Below are 16,080 nucleotides of genomic sequence, written 5' to 3' on the forward strand. Positions count from 1 at the left end.
CTTGCCACGGCGCACCGCCTGAATAGTTACCTCTGCACTCAAAAACCAAGCCACATTTGGAACAACGACATGAACGGCTGGCCGGTTGACGGCTGATGGGAGGACAGGTATACTAAGGCCGATGTGTACCTTCTCCATGAGGTGACTATGCAGCGGCGCAACCAGGCTCGCCGGCCAACAGGCTTCCATCTGCTCCTATTATTGACAATCCTCGCCTCTCTGCTCAGACCGGGCTTGGCGTTGGCGGCTCGACTGAGCGATTCGGCTGAGATCATCGGAGCCTCGCCGAAGTCCGCGCCTGCGCCAGCCGAGACCGATGTGCAGAAGCTGCTCAAACGCATGACCGCCGGCCAGAAGGTCGGCCAGCTGTTCTTGGTGAGCTTTCAAGGCGCGGATAGCGGCTGGGATTCGCAGATTGCGGAGTTGATTCGAGACTACTACGTGGGCGGCGTCTTGCTGACGGCCGAAAACCTGGGCCAGGCCGGCGCAACACCGTCGGCCATGGTCAATCTGACTAACCAGCTGCAGGCGATCGCCTTCAATCAGCCGCTGCCGCCGCCGGACGCGACGGCGACGCCGGTGATCACGGCCACGGTGCGCCCACCCAAACCGGCGGAGTTGGACGACAACGCGGTTCATGTTCCCCTTTTCATTGGCGTGACCCATGAAGGCAATGACTTTCCCTACACGTGGCTGCGCAGCGGCTTTACCCCTTTGCCCGATGCCATGGCCATCGGCGCGACCTGGCGCCCCACCAACGCGGAAGCGGTTGGTCAGATCGTTGGGCGCGAACTGGCGACCGTCGGGGTCAATTTCCTGCTTGGGCCGTCGCTCGACGTGTTGGACAATCCGCGCAGCGGCCGCGAAGGCGACCTGGGGGTGCGCGTGTTTGGCGGCGATCCTTATTGGGTGGGACGCATGGGCCAGGCCTACATCCAGGGCGTCCACCGCGGCAGCCGCTACCGCGTGATCACCGTCGCGAAGCACTTTCCCGGCCAGGGCAGCAGCGACCGTCGCCCGGAAGACGAAGTGGCGACCGTGCAGAAGCCGCTGGCCGCGCTGCAGCAGGTAGAACTGCCGCCGTTTGCCGCCGCCACGCGGCTGGATGCGCGCCAGACGATCACGCCCACGGAGGCGCTCATGTCGTCGCACATCCGCTACCGTGGGTTTCAGGACAACACACGCCAGTTGACGCCGCCCATCAGCCTGGCGCCGCAACTGCAAACCATCATGAACCTGCCAGAGTTCAAACCCTGGCGCAGCGCAGGCGGCCTGCTGGTCAGCGACAGCCTGGGTGTGCCGGCCGTGCGTCGCTACTACGATGCGCAGCTGCTGAAATTCCCGCAGCGCCAGATTGCGCTCGACGCGTTTACCGCGGGCAATGACCTGCTCACGCTGACCAATTTTGCCTTGTCCAACGATTACCGCGACCAGTTGGCCAACATCAAGGACACCATTCTCTTCTTCCGTGAGAAATACGACAGCGACACCGACTTCCGCGCCCGCGCCGACGCCGCCGTGAGTCGCATTATCAGCGCAAAGCTCAAGCTGTATCACCAGTTCTCCGCCGAAAATGTGTTGGTAGATGCCGCCGCCGCGGCGGGACAGGTCGGTCTCGATCGGGCGACGGTCGCGCAAATCGCCAAGGAGACGATCACCCTGCTCTATCCAGGCCCCCAGGAATTGGCCGACCGTGTCCCCACCTCCCCCTTGACCGACGAAAAACTGGTTGTATTCACCGACAGCCGTGTCGTGCGCGACTGCGCGGAATGCCTGCCCTATGCGCCGGTGCCGGTAGATGCGCTGCAAAAAATCATCCTGCGCCTTTACGGTCCGCAGGCCACCGGCCAGGTGCAGGCGGCCAATGTGACGAGTTTCGGTTTCGATAAGTTGAAAGCCGTGCTCGACGGCAAGGCGACCGCGGCCGACGCGGCCGTGATCGAAGGTTCGGTGCGCAGCGCATCCTACCTGATTTTTGCCATGCTCGATGTGGCGCCTACCGAAGTTCCCGCGTCGGACATGGTCAAAGCCTTCCTGCGCCAGCGTTCCGATAGTCTGCGCGACAAGAAGATGATCGTCCTGGCGCTCAACGCGCCCTATTACCTGGACACGACCGAGACGAGCAAGCTCACCGCGTATTACGGCGTCTTTTCCAGCACAGAGCCCTTCCTGGAAGCGGCCGTGCGCGCGCTCTTCCGGGAGTTTACGCCGCCGGGCGCATCGCCAGTCAGCGTGCCTGGCACGAACTATGATTTGCAGGTGCGGTTGGAGCCGGACCCGAGCCAGGTCATCCCGATTGCCCAGTCCTCTGCGCAGGCCGGCAGCGATGCCGCCGGCAGCCCGGCGTCAGAGCCGATCCCGATCAAAGTGGGCGACACGCTGCAGTTGGCAACCGGCATCATCCGCGACCGCAATGGCAACGCCGTGCCGGATGGCACCCCGGCGACCTTCCGCCTGGTCTATGCCAACGAGGCGCTGGAACTGCCGCGCCAGGAAGTAACCACGGTCAACGGCGTCGCGCGCGCCAGTGTGAAACTGGAACGGACAGGCGAGCTGCGCATCACCGTCAGTGCGGGCAATGCCAAAGAATCCACCACCCTCCTGGTCACGATCCAGGGCGATTCGCCGGCCTTGATCGCCACCGTGGTGCCGACGCCCACGGCGACGCCCACCGATACGCCGACGCCCACGCCCACGTGGACGCCGGCCCCCACGCCGACCGAAACGCCCGCGCCCACCAGAACGCCAGGTTCGAACGGAATGGGGCCACGCGGCCGGGTTGACCTGTTCAGCTTCTTCTTGGGGCTGTTGGGCGTCGTCGCGGCCGGCGGGTTGATCTATTTGACGCAGGGCAACCAGGATGGCCGTACGCCCGATGACATCGTGCGGCTGCTGGCGTGGGCGGCCGTGTGCGGCCTGGCCGCGTATGTGCTGTACAGTTTGGGCTGGCTGCCCGGGGCCACCTGGCTGCAGCGCAGTCTGCGCCCCTGGGGCGCGCCCCTGGTGACCTTCGTCAGCGGCCTGGCGCCGCTGGCCGCGTTGCTGTGGCACGAAGCCAATGCCCGTGTGCGCGGCAAGGAATCCATGATCGAGAAGACCGACAATTAGCCTGGATGCAGGCCGCGCCGGCGTGCGCGGCGTCGAATGGGAATCTGGCAAGAGAGGCGCGGTTGACCGTCATCTCCCATGCAGCATCTGCAACCAGGCTTGCTCAAGGTGCATGATCGCTTGGGGAAAGGCGCGCAGCATCGCCTGCCGCAAGTCGTGGTTGCGCAGCCCCATCCCGCGCGCGTCAGATCAGAAGCAAGGTTGACGCCGATGCCGGCCACTACGCTGGCAAGAATCGGGTTGCCGGAGAGCAGCCCAACGCCCAGAATTGCAGTAGTGAATAGAACGTCAGCAACCTGATGGCGAGTATCGGTCATGTCACCCTCTCCCCGCTCATATCAGCAAGCCGAGTGTCTATCAACGATCTATCAACGCGATTGCTGATATATTGTTGATAGGAACAGGCAGGGTTATGATGTCGACGTGTACCGTGCCCAGCGGCGCTCACCCTGCCGCTGCAGCACGCCCTCAGCCAGCATCCTCTGCAGGACATAGTTGACCCGCCGCGCATCTGCGCCGAGCAGATCGCGACATTCGGCATTATTGATGCTACCGTGCTCCCTCAAGTAAGCGATGATCCGTTCCTCGTCGGAGAGCGGCATTGGCCCGGTCTCCGTCTTCGCCGCCGAACTCAGCGTGTAATACGCCCAACGCCGCGTGCTGTGCTGCTCGACCAGGCCTGATTGCACGAGGCCACGCAGTTCCCGACTCGCCGTGACCGAGTCCACGTGGTTGAGCCGCTGGTAGTCGCTGTTGGTGAGCTGCTCGTTGTAGCGCAGGTAGACCAGGGCCAAGCGCTGCCGGTCGGCCAGTAGCCGGCCGGCGAAACGGTTCAGCCAGGCGATGGCTTCAGGGCCCATGAGCGTGTGGCTGCGGAAGGTTACCAGGAACGATGCGCGGCGATCCTGGAAACGCGGCGGCTCCAGGTTGAGCCGGCGCATGGCATCAATCATGGCGCGGATGCCGCTGCCGCGGTTCTCGACCAGGTGCGCATCCTCCATCAGGCGCATCAAGACGCGGTTGCGCGTCGACTGCTCCTCTTCCAGGGTTTCTTCGGTGACGTTGCCATAGAGGCCGCCAGGGCTTTGCACTTCCAGCCGGTCAGCGAAGAGCCGCAGTTGGATGTAGCTGCCGCGCACGTAGGGGCTGTAGTCGCGGTGCGCGACCGCGTTGACGACCGCTTCCCGCACCGCTTCTTCGGGGTATTCAGGGATGTCGCGACGCAGGAGCCCCTCGATCAGGCTGCTCTTGCGGATGCTGGCCATCACGTAGTTGACCGCGGCCTCGACCATGTCGGGGATCGGCCCTTCGAACTTGCGGTTGTCCAGGAACCGTTCGCCGCGCGGGGTTTTCTCCGCCTCATCGGCGCCGTAGTAGTGCAGGAAGGTGATGACCAACTGCGGCTCGAAGGTTTGGGGATACGCGCCGAACATCAGCAGGCCGGCCAGGGTGGGACGCAAGACGCCATCCACGTCGCGGACGATGCGCAACTGCCTGAGCACATCCTCGAACGGTCGGTTGAGGTAGGGCGCATCCAGCCGGGCGCGGCGCAACTGCCGCACGTATTCCTCCAACCGCTCGCGATCCAGGTCAGCAAGCGTGGCCTCAGCGACCGGCTCCTCATCGAAGGTCGGCTGAGCGCGGGCAGTCAGGTAGCTGAAAATCTCGTAGCCGCTCATCTGCCGGTTGGTGTTGCCGACCCGAATGTAGGAGCCGCTCTGCAAGCCGGCGGTCTTGTAGAAGCACGGCCTTTGCTCCGGAGCCACCTCGAAGATCTCGATCGCCAGCACCGACTTGCCTTGAATCTCGACCAGTGTGAATTCGGGGCGCAGGGCTGGTTCCATGTTCTCGGCCGCCAGGCCGCTGACTTCTTCCATGATCCGGTGCGCGTCTCCCACGCCAGCCACCTCGAAGGCGCGGTTCTCGTCCAGCCCGAGCAGGATCACCCCGCCGCCCGTGCGGTTGGCGAAGGCCGAAAGCGACTCGTAGAGGCGCTGGGGCGTGCCGCGCTGGGCCGACTTCACTTCGACATCGTTGAGCTCGCTCTGGAAGCGCTGGACCGTGGCGATCAGTTCAAGTAGCTCTTCATTGGTCATGGTCGTGTTCCCGCCTTTGTCTTGCCCTCAGGGCTCCCCTGGCAGAGGCAAACCCCCGCCTATAGCGTTTCTTGATCCCGCGATATCAGTGGTCCCCTACCTTCTCCATCCAAGGCCAGGCGCTATTGTCAAGAATCTTCTCAGTGAGGTAGGTCTTCACAAGCTCCTTTTCGTTTTTCTCGGAGCTCTTCTCGATCTCACCCCATTGCTGCCGCAGATACGACATGCGTGGGTGCGCGCCATCAAGATTCGCCGTATCTTTGAGGACTGCATCAACCCAGTGATAGAAACGGCTGTCAACACACTCAAGGAACAAGCGGAAGACGGCCCAGGCTTTTGTCTCGGTCTGTTCCTTGAGGAACAGCCGGAACCAATGTTTTGCCCAACTGTTCCGCTTCCACAGATGAAGGCAATCGTCCGCAATGTCTGCAAGCCACGGCGAGGCATTGGATGCTATAAAGTTGCGAAGTAGGGTCTCGGCTTGTGCGTCGTCAAGAAACGCCAATAACATCAAGGCCCGTGCGCACTTCCATTGCGGCTGCGGCTGCAGATCATGCATAATGCGCAGTCTGAGCCACTCTATGGCTGTTCCTGCTTGTGCAGCCAGCACCACCTCCAGAAGCGCGCGGTCGCTGGTGCATTCTGCTAGGCGCCGCTCCCATTCCTCTTCTACTGCCGGCGAGGGCGTGGCCGCAAATAGCCCATAGTCTGTCCACGTGATCCTGGTACCAGCCTTCTGATAGCGGATACCTCTGGCGGTGCTTTCCAGCTTCCGGTGGAGCTGGACCCCAAGTTCCGGCTGTTGGACCAACAGTCTGGAACATAACCCTTCATAGAGGCTGCGTGCGCGCCACACAAGCTTGTCAGCCTGCGTCGTCTCGGCGAGAGCCGCGGCGACCATGTCGTGGATCTCGTCAGGGCAATCAGATATGACCTCAGCAAGGCCATTAGCTCGGAAGTATCGCGCGAAAAGCTCGTTACCAGCCTGCCTTTGTTCCTCGATGACCTTCTCCATGGCGACCATGAGTGTTCGTTGACGATCTCCGTAGTCCGGGCTGTTGAACTGCTCCAGTTGGCTGTAGTCTCCGTTTAACCTGCCGCCCCAGTAGGCAGTTCGACCCACGAAGGTAACCGACCTCGTAAACTGACTTTGACTCAACGACAAACGTGTGACCTCGCTGGCATCGTGAATATCACTGCTATCCAACTCCACACCGGGAAAATCGGGCGGTATCTCAGGAACATCAGAGCACAGTCTCTCCCAAACGTGATGGAGATCCTTCCCGTATTGACGGATTTCAGCGGGTTGGGCTCCGCGACGCTCAAGAGCATAGCCCAGCCAATTTGGGTGTACCCGACATCGAAGCTCCGCCCAGGACAACTCTTGCCCCTGTTCGCACAGTATCAAACTCCCCCAATGGTTCTCCTCCGGATGGTGACCACTATCCCATGCCCAGAGACTCTTGATGATCTGCGTTGTAGCTTCGGCTTGCTTAGCCCCATACAGAACCCTCAGCACCAACGACCTCATGAAGCTGTCTGCATGTGTCAGGAACCGGCACAGGCTCACAGCAAAATGCCCTGACGCGTGTTGGGCGCTGCACGCCGCAAACCAGAGCAGACGCCGCAAGGTGGTGGCGTCACTGGCGCCCTCAATCGCGCTCAGCAATTCATTCCAGTCAGCGACAGGCCGAAAGATGCACTCGAACTGCAGCAGATCATGCGCGTTTTGAGGGCGCCCCAACAAGCGAGTGAGCTGCTCTTGGGGCGACATGTGGTGCAACAAAGTGGTGAAAAGGAACGATTCGGCAAGAAGCTCATCATCGGTCCAGGCACTGCTTTTCGCAACCAGTTGCTGCCAGGTTGCCGACAACGCCTCGACCTCATTCGGCGTGAGGAGTGGGGCATAGTCGCGCAGGTTGATCGCTGCCTGACGCAGCGGTAACCCTTCTCTGGAGCCTATTTGCTGTGCCACACGCCGAATGAGACCGGCAATAGCCTCAGGCGCATATGCCGATAGGGCAGGTTCAATCTCTTCGAGAAGATGCTGTTCGGAGGTCATGACCAAGCTGATCCACAGTGACTCGACGGGGATCCCCTCAGCCAACGGTGCAAGCCGCTCCCCCAGATCAGGCGGTACTTCGAGATTTGGGTCAATGCAACAGGGCTTGAGCTGTCTGGCAAGCCATTGTGGCTCCAGATCGGTTCTTTGTGCGCATCGGGCGCGGTCTTCGCGTCGCCAAGTGAACCCCGAAGCACACGGATCATGTTCGTAAAGTTCATCCAATGAATATCGAGGAAACAAGTCTTCCGGCAAGCTTGCAGCCAGTGTCGCGGCTGCGGCGCTTCCCTCATAGCTGAGCAGCCGCCGCGCGGCCTGGAGCGCCGGCAGCGATCCCTGTGTGATGAGGCTGCTCACCTCCCGCTCTATCTCAGTCCAGACTGACTCAGGCGAAGTCCGTAAGACCCAGGCGAATAGATCGTACTTCTCAGGAAACCCCATGATGGCTTCGGCCAGGCACCCCGCAACTATGGCATGCACGTAGCGGCCCCGTGCCTCGTGCGAGATGACCGCCAGCGCAGCTCGTCCCAGACTCAGTAGTCCATCATCCTCGACCAGTGTCATGGAATGACTGGCGAGGCTGACGGTTCCAGTGATTGTGCTCTGACCCAACCGATCTACGATTTCCGCACGTACCCTATCGGTGTTTTTGCCTTCTGGGCCGCGTTGTCCTGGGTAACCGCACCGATGAACGAATCCCAGCCAACGCTCAAAAGCTGGCGCCAATGTCGCACTGACATTTGGAGATTTCCGCCACCGAAGAAGCGCGTGCATGATAAGCTCTTGAGCCCAACGATTCTCAGTGGCCTCGCTCCAGACAAATTCAGCCAGTTCAATGTAGGTCTGTGGATTCAGGGGCAGATAGGCAGGGAATGCCTGCTCGATATCTGGAGTAGGGTTTTGACTGCTGACCCATGCGCCCAACAGTGCCACTTGGCCAGCCACGGGATAATCGGGAATGTGAAGCGCATGTAGTACCGCAACCTCACAGATCGCCGCTTTGATATCGAGACCAGCATGAGGCTCTAGCCAACGCGCCACTGCTTCGGCGGGCTCCGACTCTTGGGCCTTGCACGCAGCTTCGACCTGGTCAGCTAACAGCAGCCCCAGACCATGATGCAGAAGTCGTTCTTGAACCCTTAGTCGCCCTTGCTCCAATCGCAGGACTCCACCAGTCGTCAGTTCCCGATAAACAGTCTGCCGGTCTTCAGTGAGAAGGAGCAGCTCGCTCAACTCACCCGGCAACATCGAACTGGTTCCACCAAGATGCTTGCGTGCTATCTCTCGGATAAGACTCTGGAAATCCGCGTCACTGAGTGGAGTCTGGTTTTTCCGCTCGTAACGATCGCGCCAATCTTCGTAAACGAGGCGCGCAACGGTGATGTCGCCACTGTCAGCCATCCGTAGACGATGCTTTACAACCAGATCGAGATATCGAGGTTTCTGCACAAGAGGCAGAACAGCCGATGGAAGGTCAGTTGTGCGCAAACCGTGCTGCTTAAGGGCTTCGGCCAACTCCTCATCATTATATGGGGTCAGCTCATACCGGCGGACTGGCAAACTGGGCAAGGAGGCGAAGTACTGTTGCCAGTAGATGGTCCTGCAGGTTATGAACAAAGCTACCCGGCTGTACCACGGCTCTGTTGCCAGTTGCTGCAACAGATCGCGCCACCAAGCAGAGCCGTATCGCTCATTGATCCCATCCAACACGAGGATCAAGGACGGCGTATCTCCCGGTGATCGCTGCATCCAATGCCCGAGGCGTTTGCCCCAGTACTCCTCATCTCGTAACGGGGTCGTGTTCTTGATAGCGTTTCGCAGAAGTTCATATGGCTCAGATGATGCTGCCCTGCTGGACGAAACAAAGATCACAGGAGGGAATGATGCCGAGGTTCTGATGTTCTTCGTCAGCCATGATGCGGCCGCCCACGTCTTGCCGTCGCCCTCTTCGCCCGTAAGTACGAAGAAGTCGCGCGTCTGTCCCCAGTCCTTTAGCCAGGCATCCAGTTGCTCCCAGGCCTGCTTTCTTTCGATCAGCCTGACCTTGTCATCTTCAACATCAAGCGTCTGGCCGAAAGCAGCCCGACTTCCAGCGTCTGAACGGCAGCAGTCGCCGAAAGACTGATTCTGGGCCATGCGCCAGTGATCGTAGCCGATGTGCGCAGGCGAGAACTCCGAACGGAGTCTACCCAAGGTTTCCGAGAATCCAGACGCATTGCTGATCGCCTGGAGTTGTTCCTCCAGATTCGTGCGGTGGGCTTCGTTGTCTTTGACACCAAGATAGTCCAGGACGATTTCAGTCCCCGCGGCACAGAGTACTTCAAGGGAACTGGGAACACCATCCCCCGCCGAAATTGCCAATATCTCGATCCCCTTGCTGCGCCCCTCAGTAATCAGCATGTTCAGTAACTGAGCATGGACGTCTCGGCTTGCGACGAGCACCCACAGATCGAGGTCAGGGACAGTTTGACACGCTTGCACCAATTCACCTAGGAGTTCCCGTTCATCCAACTTGGTGTCTTGCAGGTATCGTTTGCATTCTATGCTCGCCTGGCTTCCTGTGGTGGCATCCGAAACCGCATCATGTCCAGCTTGCCGGCCAGACCTGGCGACGAAGAACCGTCTCCCTGTGAGATTGCTCAACAAGTCCGCGATGAGTCTCTCGAAGCTCCAGTCTCCCGAAGCTGGCAGGGTGCGAAACGCATCGTGCAAATCAGATTTCATGAGCATCTCTCGCGGAAAAGCATCTGTTCCTCTGTCGTCGGGATCGCGCCATAGGTGACCAAATTCGCGTTGGCCTCATGCGCCAACGAATACACCGGCTTACCCCACCCGATCACTTCGCGCGCCAGCGCCTCTGTCCTGCTTCCCCGCGCCGCATGCACAAAGAGCACGCGCTCCGCCAGCGCCGCCACCAACCGGTTCCGAGCCTCCGCCAATTCCGCCGTGACCCGTCGCTCGGTCTCTTTGAACGGCGAGAGCAGGAGCAGCCGGCCGTCCGCCAATGGCCTGCGGAGCTCAGCGGGAATGGTCTTGTACATCCCCCGCGCCGGACAGACGATGAGCGGCCCGGCGCCGGCCAGCAGGATTTCCAGGCACGCCCGCTCCACCGGCGTGTGGAAGCCGCCGCTGACCGCCGCGCCGCGGTCACGCAGCACGTGGGCCAGATCGGACGCCTGCACGATGAGGCTGCCGGGGCAGCGCGCTGAGCAGAAGATCGCCAGCGGTCGGCGGTCGAGCAAGGCCAGGTCGCCCAGAGTGGAGATGGCAACAGGGGCATCTGCGCCGAGGAAGGCCTTAAGCGCCACGGGGTAGGAAGAATCGCCAGATTGTAGAATCAACATAGACGCTGTAACTCAGGCAAAAACATCGGCGCGCACCGATCTAACGGGCGGCGTTTCACCGTGAACCAGGCGCCGAACCCTCTCGGTCGTGGCGCGGCTGAAAGTGGCATCACCGCAGCGTGCACAAACAAGCGCAGGAATGCCCTCGACCAACACCGGCAGTCCGTCAATCAGAAAGACTTCGCTCACCACTTCGGAACGAGCCTCGGTCGCGCCACACACTTGACAACGAAACATACTTACCTGCATGAGTTATGATCCTATCCGCCTCACACCTGCCAGGGATACGGCTGGATCGGCTCTGGTTTGCTGCGCCGGTATTCCTCGAGCTCAGCTTTGTCCAACGGATACCATTCATCGTAAGGGTAACGTCGGAAGTATTCTGCCAGGCGCTCGCGAAAGTGCTCGTCCGCAAGGTCGTTTAGGCGAGCCATCCGCAAGCCAATGATATTCTGTTCGAGATAGGCCCTGGGGACGCGCAGTACCGACTGGAAGTCTGCAGCCATCGGCATTGTGAAATCAATACGCGGTTCGGGCGGCAAGTAAAACCACTTAAGGTTATTGCGAGCATGTTGGGTAATGAGCGACATTGTCTTTTTGGGATGGGCAGCCCCTTTGGCGCTGGGGTAGACGGTCTCGAAATGATCAATCTCGCACAAGGCGATATCTCGCGCCCGCGCGACATCGCAATCCTGCGTGATGACGATGGCGCAGACTGGCCGGATTGTCGCCAACGCCCTGATGGTCTCGGCTTTGCGGCAGACTGTGAGCCAGTCCAGCACTTCGACTTGGCGTAGCGCAGGATCAGACAGCACGGGTAACGCCGACGGGTTGAGATCAATGCGTGGGATGCACCGGAAAATATCACCCTGTCGGATGGAAGCCTGAGAATCTGGGAAATCATAAATCATGTTTCATCCTCCAGATCACTCCAATCGAGCGCATCGCGTTCGCGCGCCGCTTGTCGCTCCCTTTCGGCTGTGAACAAGGCTTCATCGGCCAACCTGCACGCCTCGGCCAATGAGATCAGACGCCCCCCGAATGACCCATACTTTGGGGTTGTCTGTGGACGATCTATCAGCCGCGGACGGTAGACCGCCTCGTAGTCTGACAAGCCGCTCAGTACGCTTCTTGCGTCCCACAACGGATCGCCAATTTCACCTAGCCAAAAACGCACATCGGTAGAGGCCGTGTCGCATGCACGCACTGGCATGAAATCCAGGGGCGTCTTGCTGCGAACGTTGTAGCGGGCTGGCGTCTCGCGTATCACAGGTTGTGGTAAGCTCACCGGTGCGACGTCCCAAGTGGTTGTGGATCGTGACAACCCGAGGCTCATAGGAACTGCTCCTCCAGATGCCCCTCGATCATCTTGAAAAATGTATCATGAATGACGTTGTGCGCGGCATTCAGCCAGGCCACGAAGCCTGCGGGCATGTCCGGCGCATCGGAGTCGTCGGAGATCAGGACCATTTCGAGGATCAACGCATCCGCGCCTTGATGCTTCCCACGCGCTAGTCTTATGCGCAACGTGCCGGATGGGTTGGCAGTTGAAAACTCGACCATGGCGTTGAGACCTTTGGGCGCCGGCTTTACAGGAACATCGGTGAATAGGGCTGGCGAGAATGCCAGCGTGATTTTCAGGTTTTCTGCGAGAAATTGGAAGACATCCGCCGTTGCGAAGTCAAACGGGATTGCGTCAATGTAGCGAAGTTGCAGGCTGCCGACTTGCAGCGTGGTGTCCGCGTCAGGATAGGCGCTGTAAAGCGCATCCACCAATTGTCTGCTCTTGGCCTCAAAAGCCTTCCAGGAATAGTCTCGCGTATCATTCAGCGTGACGAGTCCCGGCCCGACCTGGACGAGCGGCCAGGCGCCTTCAGCCGTGCGAAAGCGATGCTGAACGACGTAGCCGAGCATTTCGTCGGGCATGGATGCAGTTGGCAAAGGCTCGTAGAACGGATAATCGCGGCTCAACCTGTCGTAAAGGCGGCCGACCAGCAACTTGTACTTGGGATCAACGGCGACGCCTGGAGCTTGCTGCTGGAGCTGCCAGCGCACTTCGAGGATCGCCTCGATAAGAGGCGGATGAGTGAGTTTTTCTGGTCGCATAACAATGCCTCCATTCTCGTCCGTTCAACCGAATTGTACCATGACTTTCAGCATTCGTTCATCTGTCGGCTCCCATTCACTCGTTCTCATACATCGCCTTCCAACTCATCCCCCATCCGGTACTTGATGTCGTAGTTGATGATGAAGTCCAACTCCTCGTCGGTGAAGCCGTAGTGGCGGGCGAGGACTCGGTCGATCTCGTCAATGATGGGCTTGGCCTGATTGACCCTGAATGACATGCATTCCACGGTCTTCGTGCCTTTGTAAACCCGAACAGCCTGTTCAGCATTTAGACGCAAATGCTCTACGTACCTCCTTCCCAATTGCGAAAGCAACCTCAACTGATCATAGTTCATCTTGCGAGGATCGTAAGGGAATGTTTCGATATCTCTGTTGCCAAGGTGGCGACAATCGGAAGTGATCGTGAAGTACCACCACCAAAGACCACTGCTAAGGGCTGCGATGATTGCATATCTGTCAATGTCGGGTAGTAGGTGGATTATCTTCTCTTCGCTGGAGCCGGTTTCAAAGTCAACAAAGACCTTCCAATACAACCCCCCGCGCCGATAGAATACCTTGTTCTGTGAACTGCGGGTAAAGCAACCACCCATTTCTTTACCATAGAGCCGAAGCTTCTTCAGAATCGACGCGGCCTCCATCATTCCTAATTTTGGAATACTGCCAGGTAGTCGGGCGTCGTCTACGCGAGCATACGCAACCTTAGAGAAGAGTTCAGAACGAGAATTGGAATCCCAGAGCAAGTAGCGGGTCGTTTCAGCGCCTTCGAGTGAGCCACCAATGACTTGGAGCAGAATAGACAGCTGAAGGTTTACGCCGTCGAAGAGCTTTCCCGGCCTCCAGCCGAAGTAGGAAATGAAAAGTCGTGCTGAGTTGCGTTTGAGAAGAGTGATGAGCGGGATCATTCTGTCAGTGCTGAAGGCACTCAATGGCAGGATAATCCCCACTCTGGTTCCTTGCTGGCCTAAGATGCTACACCTTTCGGTAACAAATGCGAAGAGGTTACTGCATGTGTCTGTAACGAAGTTGCGAATCTCGTATGTACTCCGGACATCCTTGTACTCTACGTACGGCGGATTTCCGATCACCACATCAAACCCACCACGCCGCATGATGCCGTAGAACTCCACAAACCAATGCAGCGGCCGGTGAGAGGCCAGCCAATCCTTGTACGCCTTGGCCTTCGCCGTATCCACACCGTACTCGCGCGCCAGCGCCCGGTTCAGCTCATCATCCAGCGCGTCTAGCCGGCGACGCAGCTCCGCCTTATCCGCGGCCGTCACCTGGCCGCCCAGCTCGGTCTGCTGCTGGCGGAACAGACCGAACAGCCGCTCCACGTCCGCGGCCCGCGCCTCGAAGCGCTGCAGGATGCCGGCCTCTTCGGCAAACAGGAGCCGACCCTGCTGGCCGGCGAAGGTCAGGGCGCGCTGCACGTCATCACGGCTCACGTACCCCACGAGGGTGTTGCCCGCGCGCACGTTGAAGTCAATATCGGGCAGCGGCTCGATGTCTTCAACGACCGCCACCTGCGCCACCAGCTTCAGGAACAGCCGCAGCTTGCAGATCTCCACCGCCTCTTCCATGATGTCCACGCCGTACAGGTTGTTGACGACGATGGATTTCAGGATGAAGTAGCGGCGATTGGGGTGCTGCGCGACGCGGGTCAGGACTTTGCGGAAGTCGCTGAACTTCTCCGGCCGGTGCGGCTCACCGGAACGATCCAGGTCATCCACGAACGCCTGCATGCGCTGCAGGCACCCCTCGTACAGCGGCTCCAGCACGTTGAGCGCGGCGAACAGAAATGCGCCCGACCCCACCGTTGGATCGAGGATCGTGACCGACTCGATGGCGCGCCAGAACGCGCGCAGCAGCTCCGGCCCTTCGCACTCGGCGATCAGGTCCTGGGCAAACTGGCGGATGTCCAGGTTGAGGGTGATCAGATCGTTGACCTGGCAGGTTTCGCCGCCCGCCAGCCTGGCCCTGACCTCGGCATAGCGCTGACGCCGCGCCACGATTTCGCGCCAGATCTCGGTCGGCAGCGCGTACGCGGCTGGCGCGGGGCGGTTCCACCCCTGGCGCCGTTCCAACAGGTCGGGTCGCGTCGTGTCCAGGCCATCGGCAATCTCTGGCGGCAGCGTCAGTTCCGCGCCATGGCGCAGGGCAGGGTAAATATAGCGGTCGGGGTCGGCGGCCAGCAGCCGCCAGACCGTCTGCTCTCCTACGAAGGCGATGCGGCACTCGCGCTGCGCCGCGTCCAGCAGATAGGGGATGATCGTGTTCTGGCTGATGTAGCCGGTGATGTCCTCCTTGGTGTAGTAGGCGCCCATCTGCTTCTGGTTAATGTACTTCTCGAAGATGTAGCCCAGCACGTCAGGGTTGATCTCGTTGTCCGCGGCCAGGGGGCGCTCGTCCAGACGCCATTGGTACGCGTCGAAGAAGTCGAAGAGCCGTGCGAACGCGGCGTCGGGCACGCGAATAGTCTGGCCGTGAGCTGTCTCGATCTGATGGCGCTCGAAGATGCCGCCGTTCAGGTAGGGGACCTGACCGAGCAGGCGCCGCGTCGCGGCGGCGCGCTCTGCGGGCCGGCGGGCAAATCCCTCGAAGAAAAGCGGGCAGAGGAAGTCCGTGTAATAGCGGTCAGCCGCGGTCGCCTGGCTGGCGGTCAGCCGCGTGCGCAGATAGTTGGGATCGCCGTCGAGGAAGCCCTTCTTCTGGATGAAGTAGATAAACATCAGGCGGTTGATCATCACCGAGGCGTACCAGCGCTGCAAGCCTTCGTCAGGAATGCCGGTCAAGAATTTGAGGAAGGCGGCGTGCTCGGTCTTGAAGCGCTCGTAGAAGCGCCTGGTGACTCGCTCGACGTCGAAGCCTGCCTTGACGCGCCCCGCCACATCCACCAGGGTCAGGCTCTCCTCTTCCTCCAGGCTAAAGGCGACCGCCTGCAGCTTCTGGATCAAGGCCTCGCCGGTCCGGTTGCGGTCGAAGGTCTGCTCACGCGCCGCGGTCGGCCGGCCCGCCTCGCGCTTCACCCACTGCCACACCTGCTGCGTCTGGTCCGCGTCGGTGTAGATGATCAGGTGCTGGTTGACCGACTTTGCGACCTGGGTTTCGATCTTGCGGCGCGTCGGGTAGGATGGAATCTTGCCGTCAGGCGCGGCCGCGCAGCGGAACGCCGCCAGGCCGCGCTTGTGCGCCACGGCCTGCAAGCGGAATTCCTGGCCGTCCGCGGGGATCACCAATTCCTGCCGGTGCTGATCCCAGCCCAGCTCTTCGATGAAGAGGGTGCGGAGATCGAAGTCCTTAAGGTAACGACGAGCGCGAGCGGTGTCAAGTGGCATGATGCTTT

At 60.2% G+C, this 16,080-nt stretch carries 9 protein-coding genes; 1 reads left to right on the top strand and 8 read right to left on the bottom strand.

Annotated features, from left to right (window positions below):
- Window positions 1-147: 147 nt before the first annotated feature.
- Window positions 148-3,108 carry a glycoside hydrolase family 3 N-terminal domain-containing protein gene (locus ACPQ6D_RS18945; protein ID WP_423225916.1) on the top strand — a complete coding sequence of 987 codons (2,961 nt, stop codon included), beginning with the start codon at window positions 148-150 and terminating at the stop codon, window positions 3,106-3,108.
- Window positions 3,109-3,518: 410 nt separating this feature from the next.
- Here the strand turns inward: ACPQ6D_RS18945 and ACPQ6D_RS18950 are convergent, their stop codons facing one another.
- The 8 genes from ACPQ6D_RS18950 to ACPQ6D_RS18985 all read right to left on the bottom strand — a co-directional run bounded on the left by ACPQ6D_RS18950 (window position 3,519) and on the right by ACPQ6D_RS18985 (window position 16,072).
- Window positions 3,519-5,204, bottom strand: a complete 1,686-nt coding sequence (locus tag ACPQ6D_RS18950) for an ATP-binding protein (RefSeq protein ID WP_423225917.1) — start codon at window positions 5,202-5,204, stop codon at window positions 3,519-3,521.
- Between the two features lie 85 nt (window positions 5,205-5,289).
- Complete coding sequence (locus ACPQ6D_RS18955) at window positions 5,290-9,990, bottom strand: hypothetical protein (protein WP_423225918.1); 4,701 nt, start codon at window positions 9,988-9,990, stop codon at window positions 5,290-5,292.
- A complete protein-coding gene (locus ACPQ6D_RS18960) occupies window positions 9,987-10,610 on the bottom strand; it encodes a DNA-processing protein DprA (RefSeq protein WP_423225919.1) in 624 nt (207 codons plus the stop codon). Before ACPQ6D_RS18960 ends, ACPQ6D_RS18955 begins: the two co-directional genes overlap by 4 nt.
- Before the next feature lie 12 nt (window positions 10,611-10,622).
- Window positions 10,623-10,847: a YgiT-type zinc finger protein gene (locus ACPQ6D_RS18965; protein ID WP_423225920.1), complete on the bottom strand. Its 225-nt coding sequence runs from the start codon at window positions 10,845-10,847 to the stop codon at window positions 10,623-10,625.
- A gap of 32 nt (window positions 10,848-10,879) precedes the next feature.
- Complete coding sequence (locus tag ACPQ6D_RS18970; protein WP_423225921.1) at window positions 10,880-11,521, bottom strand: hypothetical protein; 642 nt, start codon at window positions 11,519-11,521, stop codon at window positions 10,880-10,882.
- Window positions 11,518-11,946 carry a hypothetical protein gene (locus ACPQ6D_RS18975; RefSeq protein ID WP_423225922.1) on the bottom strand — a complete coding sequence of 143 codons (429 nt, stop codon included), beginning with the start codon at window positions 11,944-11,946 and terminating at the stop codon, window positions 11,518-11,520. Before ACPQ6D_RS18975 ends, ACPQ6D_RS18970 begins: the two co-directional genes overlap by 4 nt.
- Window positions 11,943-12,716 (bottom strand): TIGR04255 family protein, encoded by a 774-nt coding sequence (locus tag ACPQ6D_RS18980; protein WP_423225923.1) that lies wholly within the window; start codon window positions 12,714-12,716, stop codon window positions 11,943-11,945. The genes ACPQ6D_RS18975 and ACPQ6D_RS18980 overlap by 4 nt, the downstream gene beginning before the upstream one ends.
- An 86-nt stretch (window positions 12,717-12,802) precedes the next feature.
- Window positions 12,803-16,072: an Eco57I restriction-modification methylase domain-containing protein gene (locus ACPQ6D_RS18985; RefSeq protein ID WP_423225924.1), complete on the bottom strand. Its 3,270-nt coding sequence runs from the start codon at window positions 16,070-16,072 to the stop codon at window positions 12,803-12,805.
- Window positions 16,073-16,080 lie beyond the last annotated feature (8 nt).

It is taken from the genome of Candidatus Amarolinea aalborgensis (genome assembly GCF_900491745.1).
GTDB classification, from domain to species: Bacteria; Chloroflexota; Anaerolineae; order SSC4; family Amarolineaceae; genus Amarolinea; species Amarolinea aalborgensis.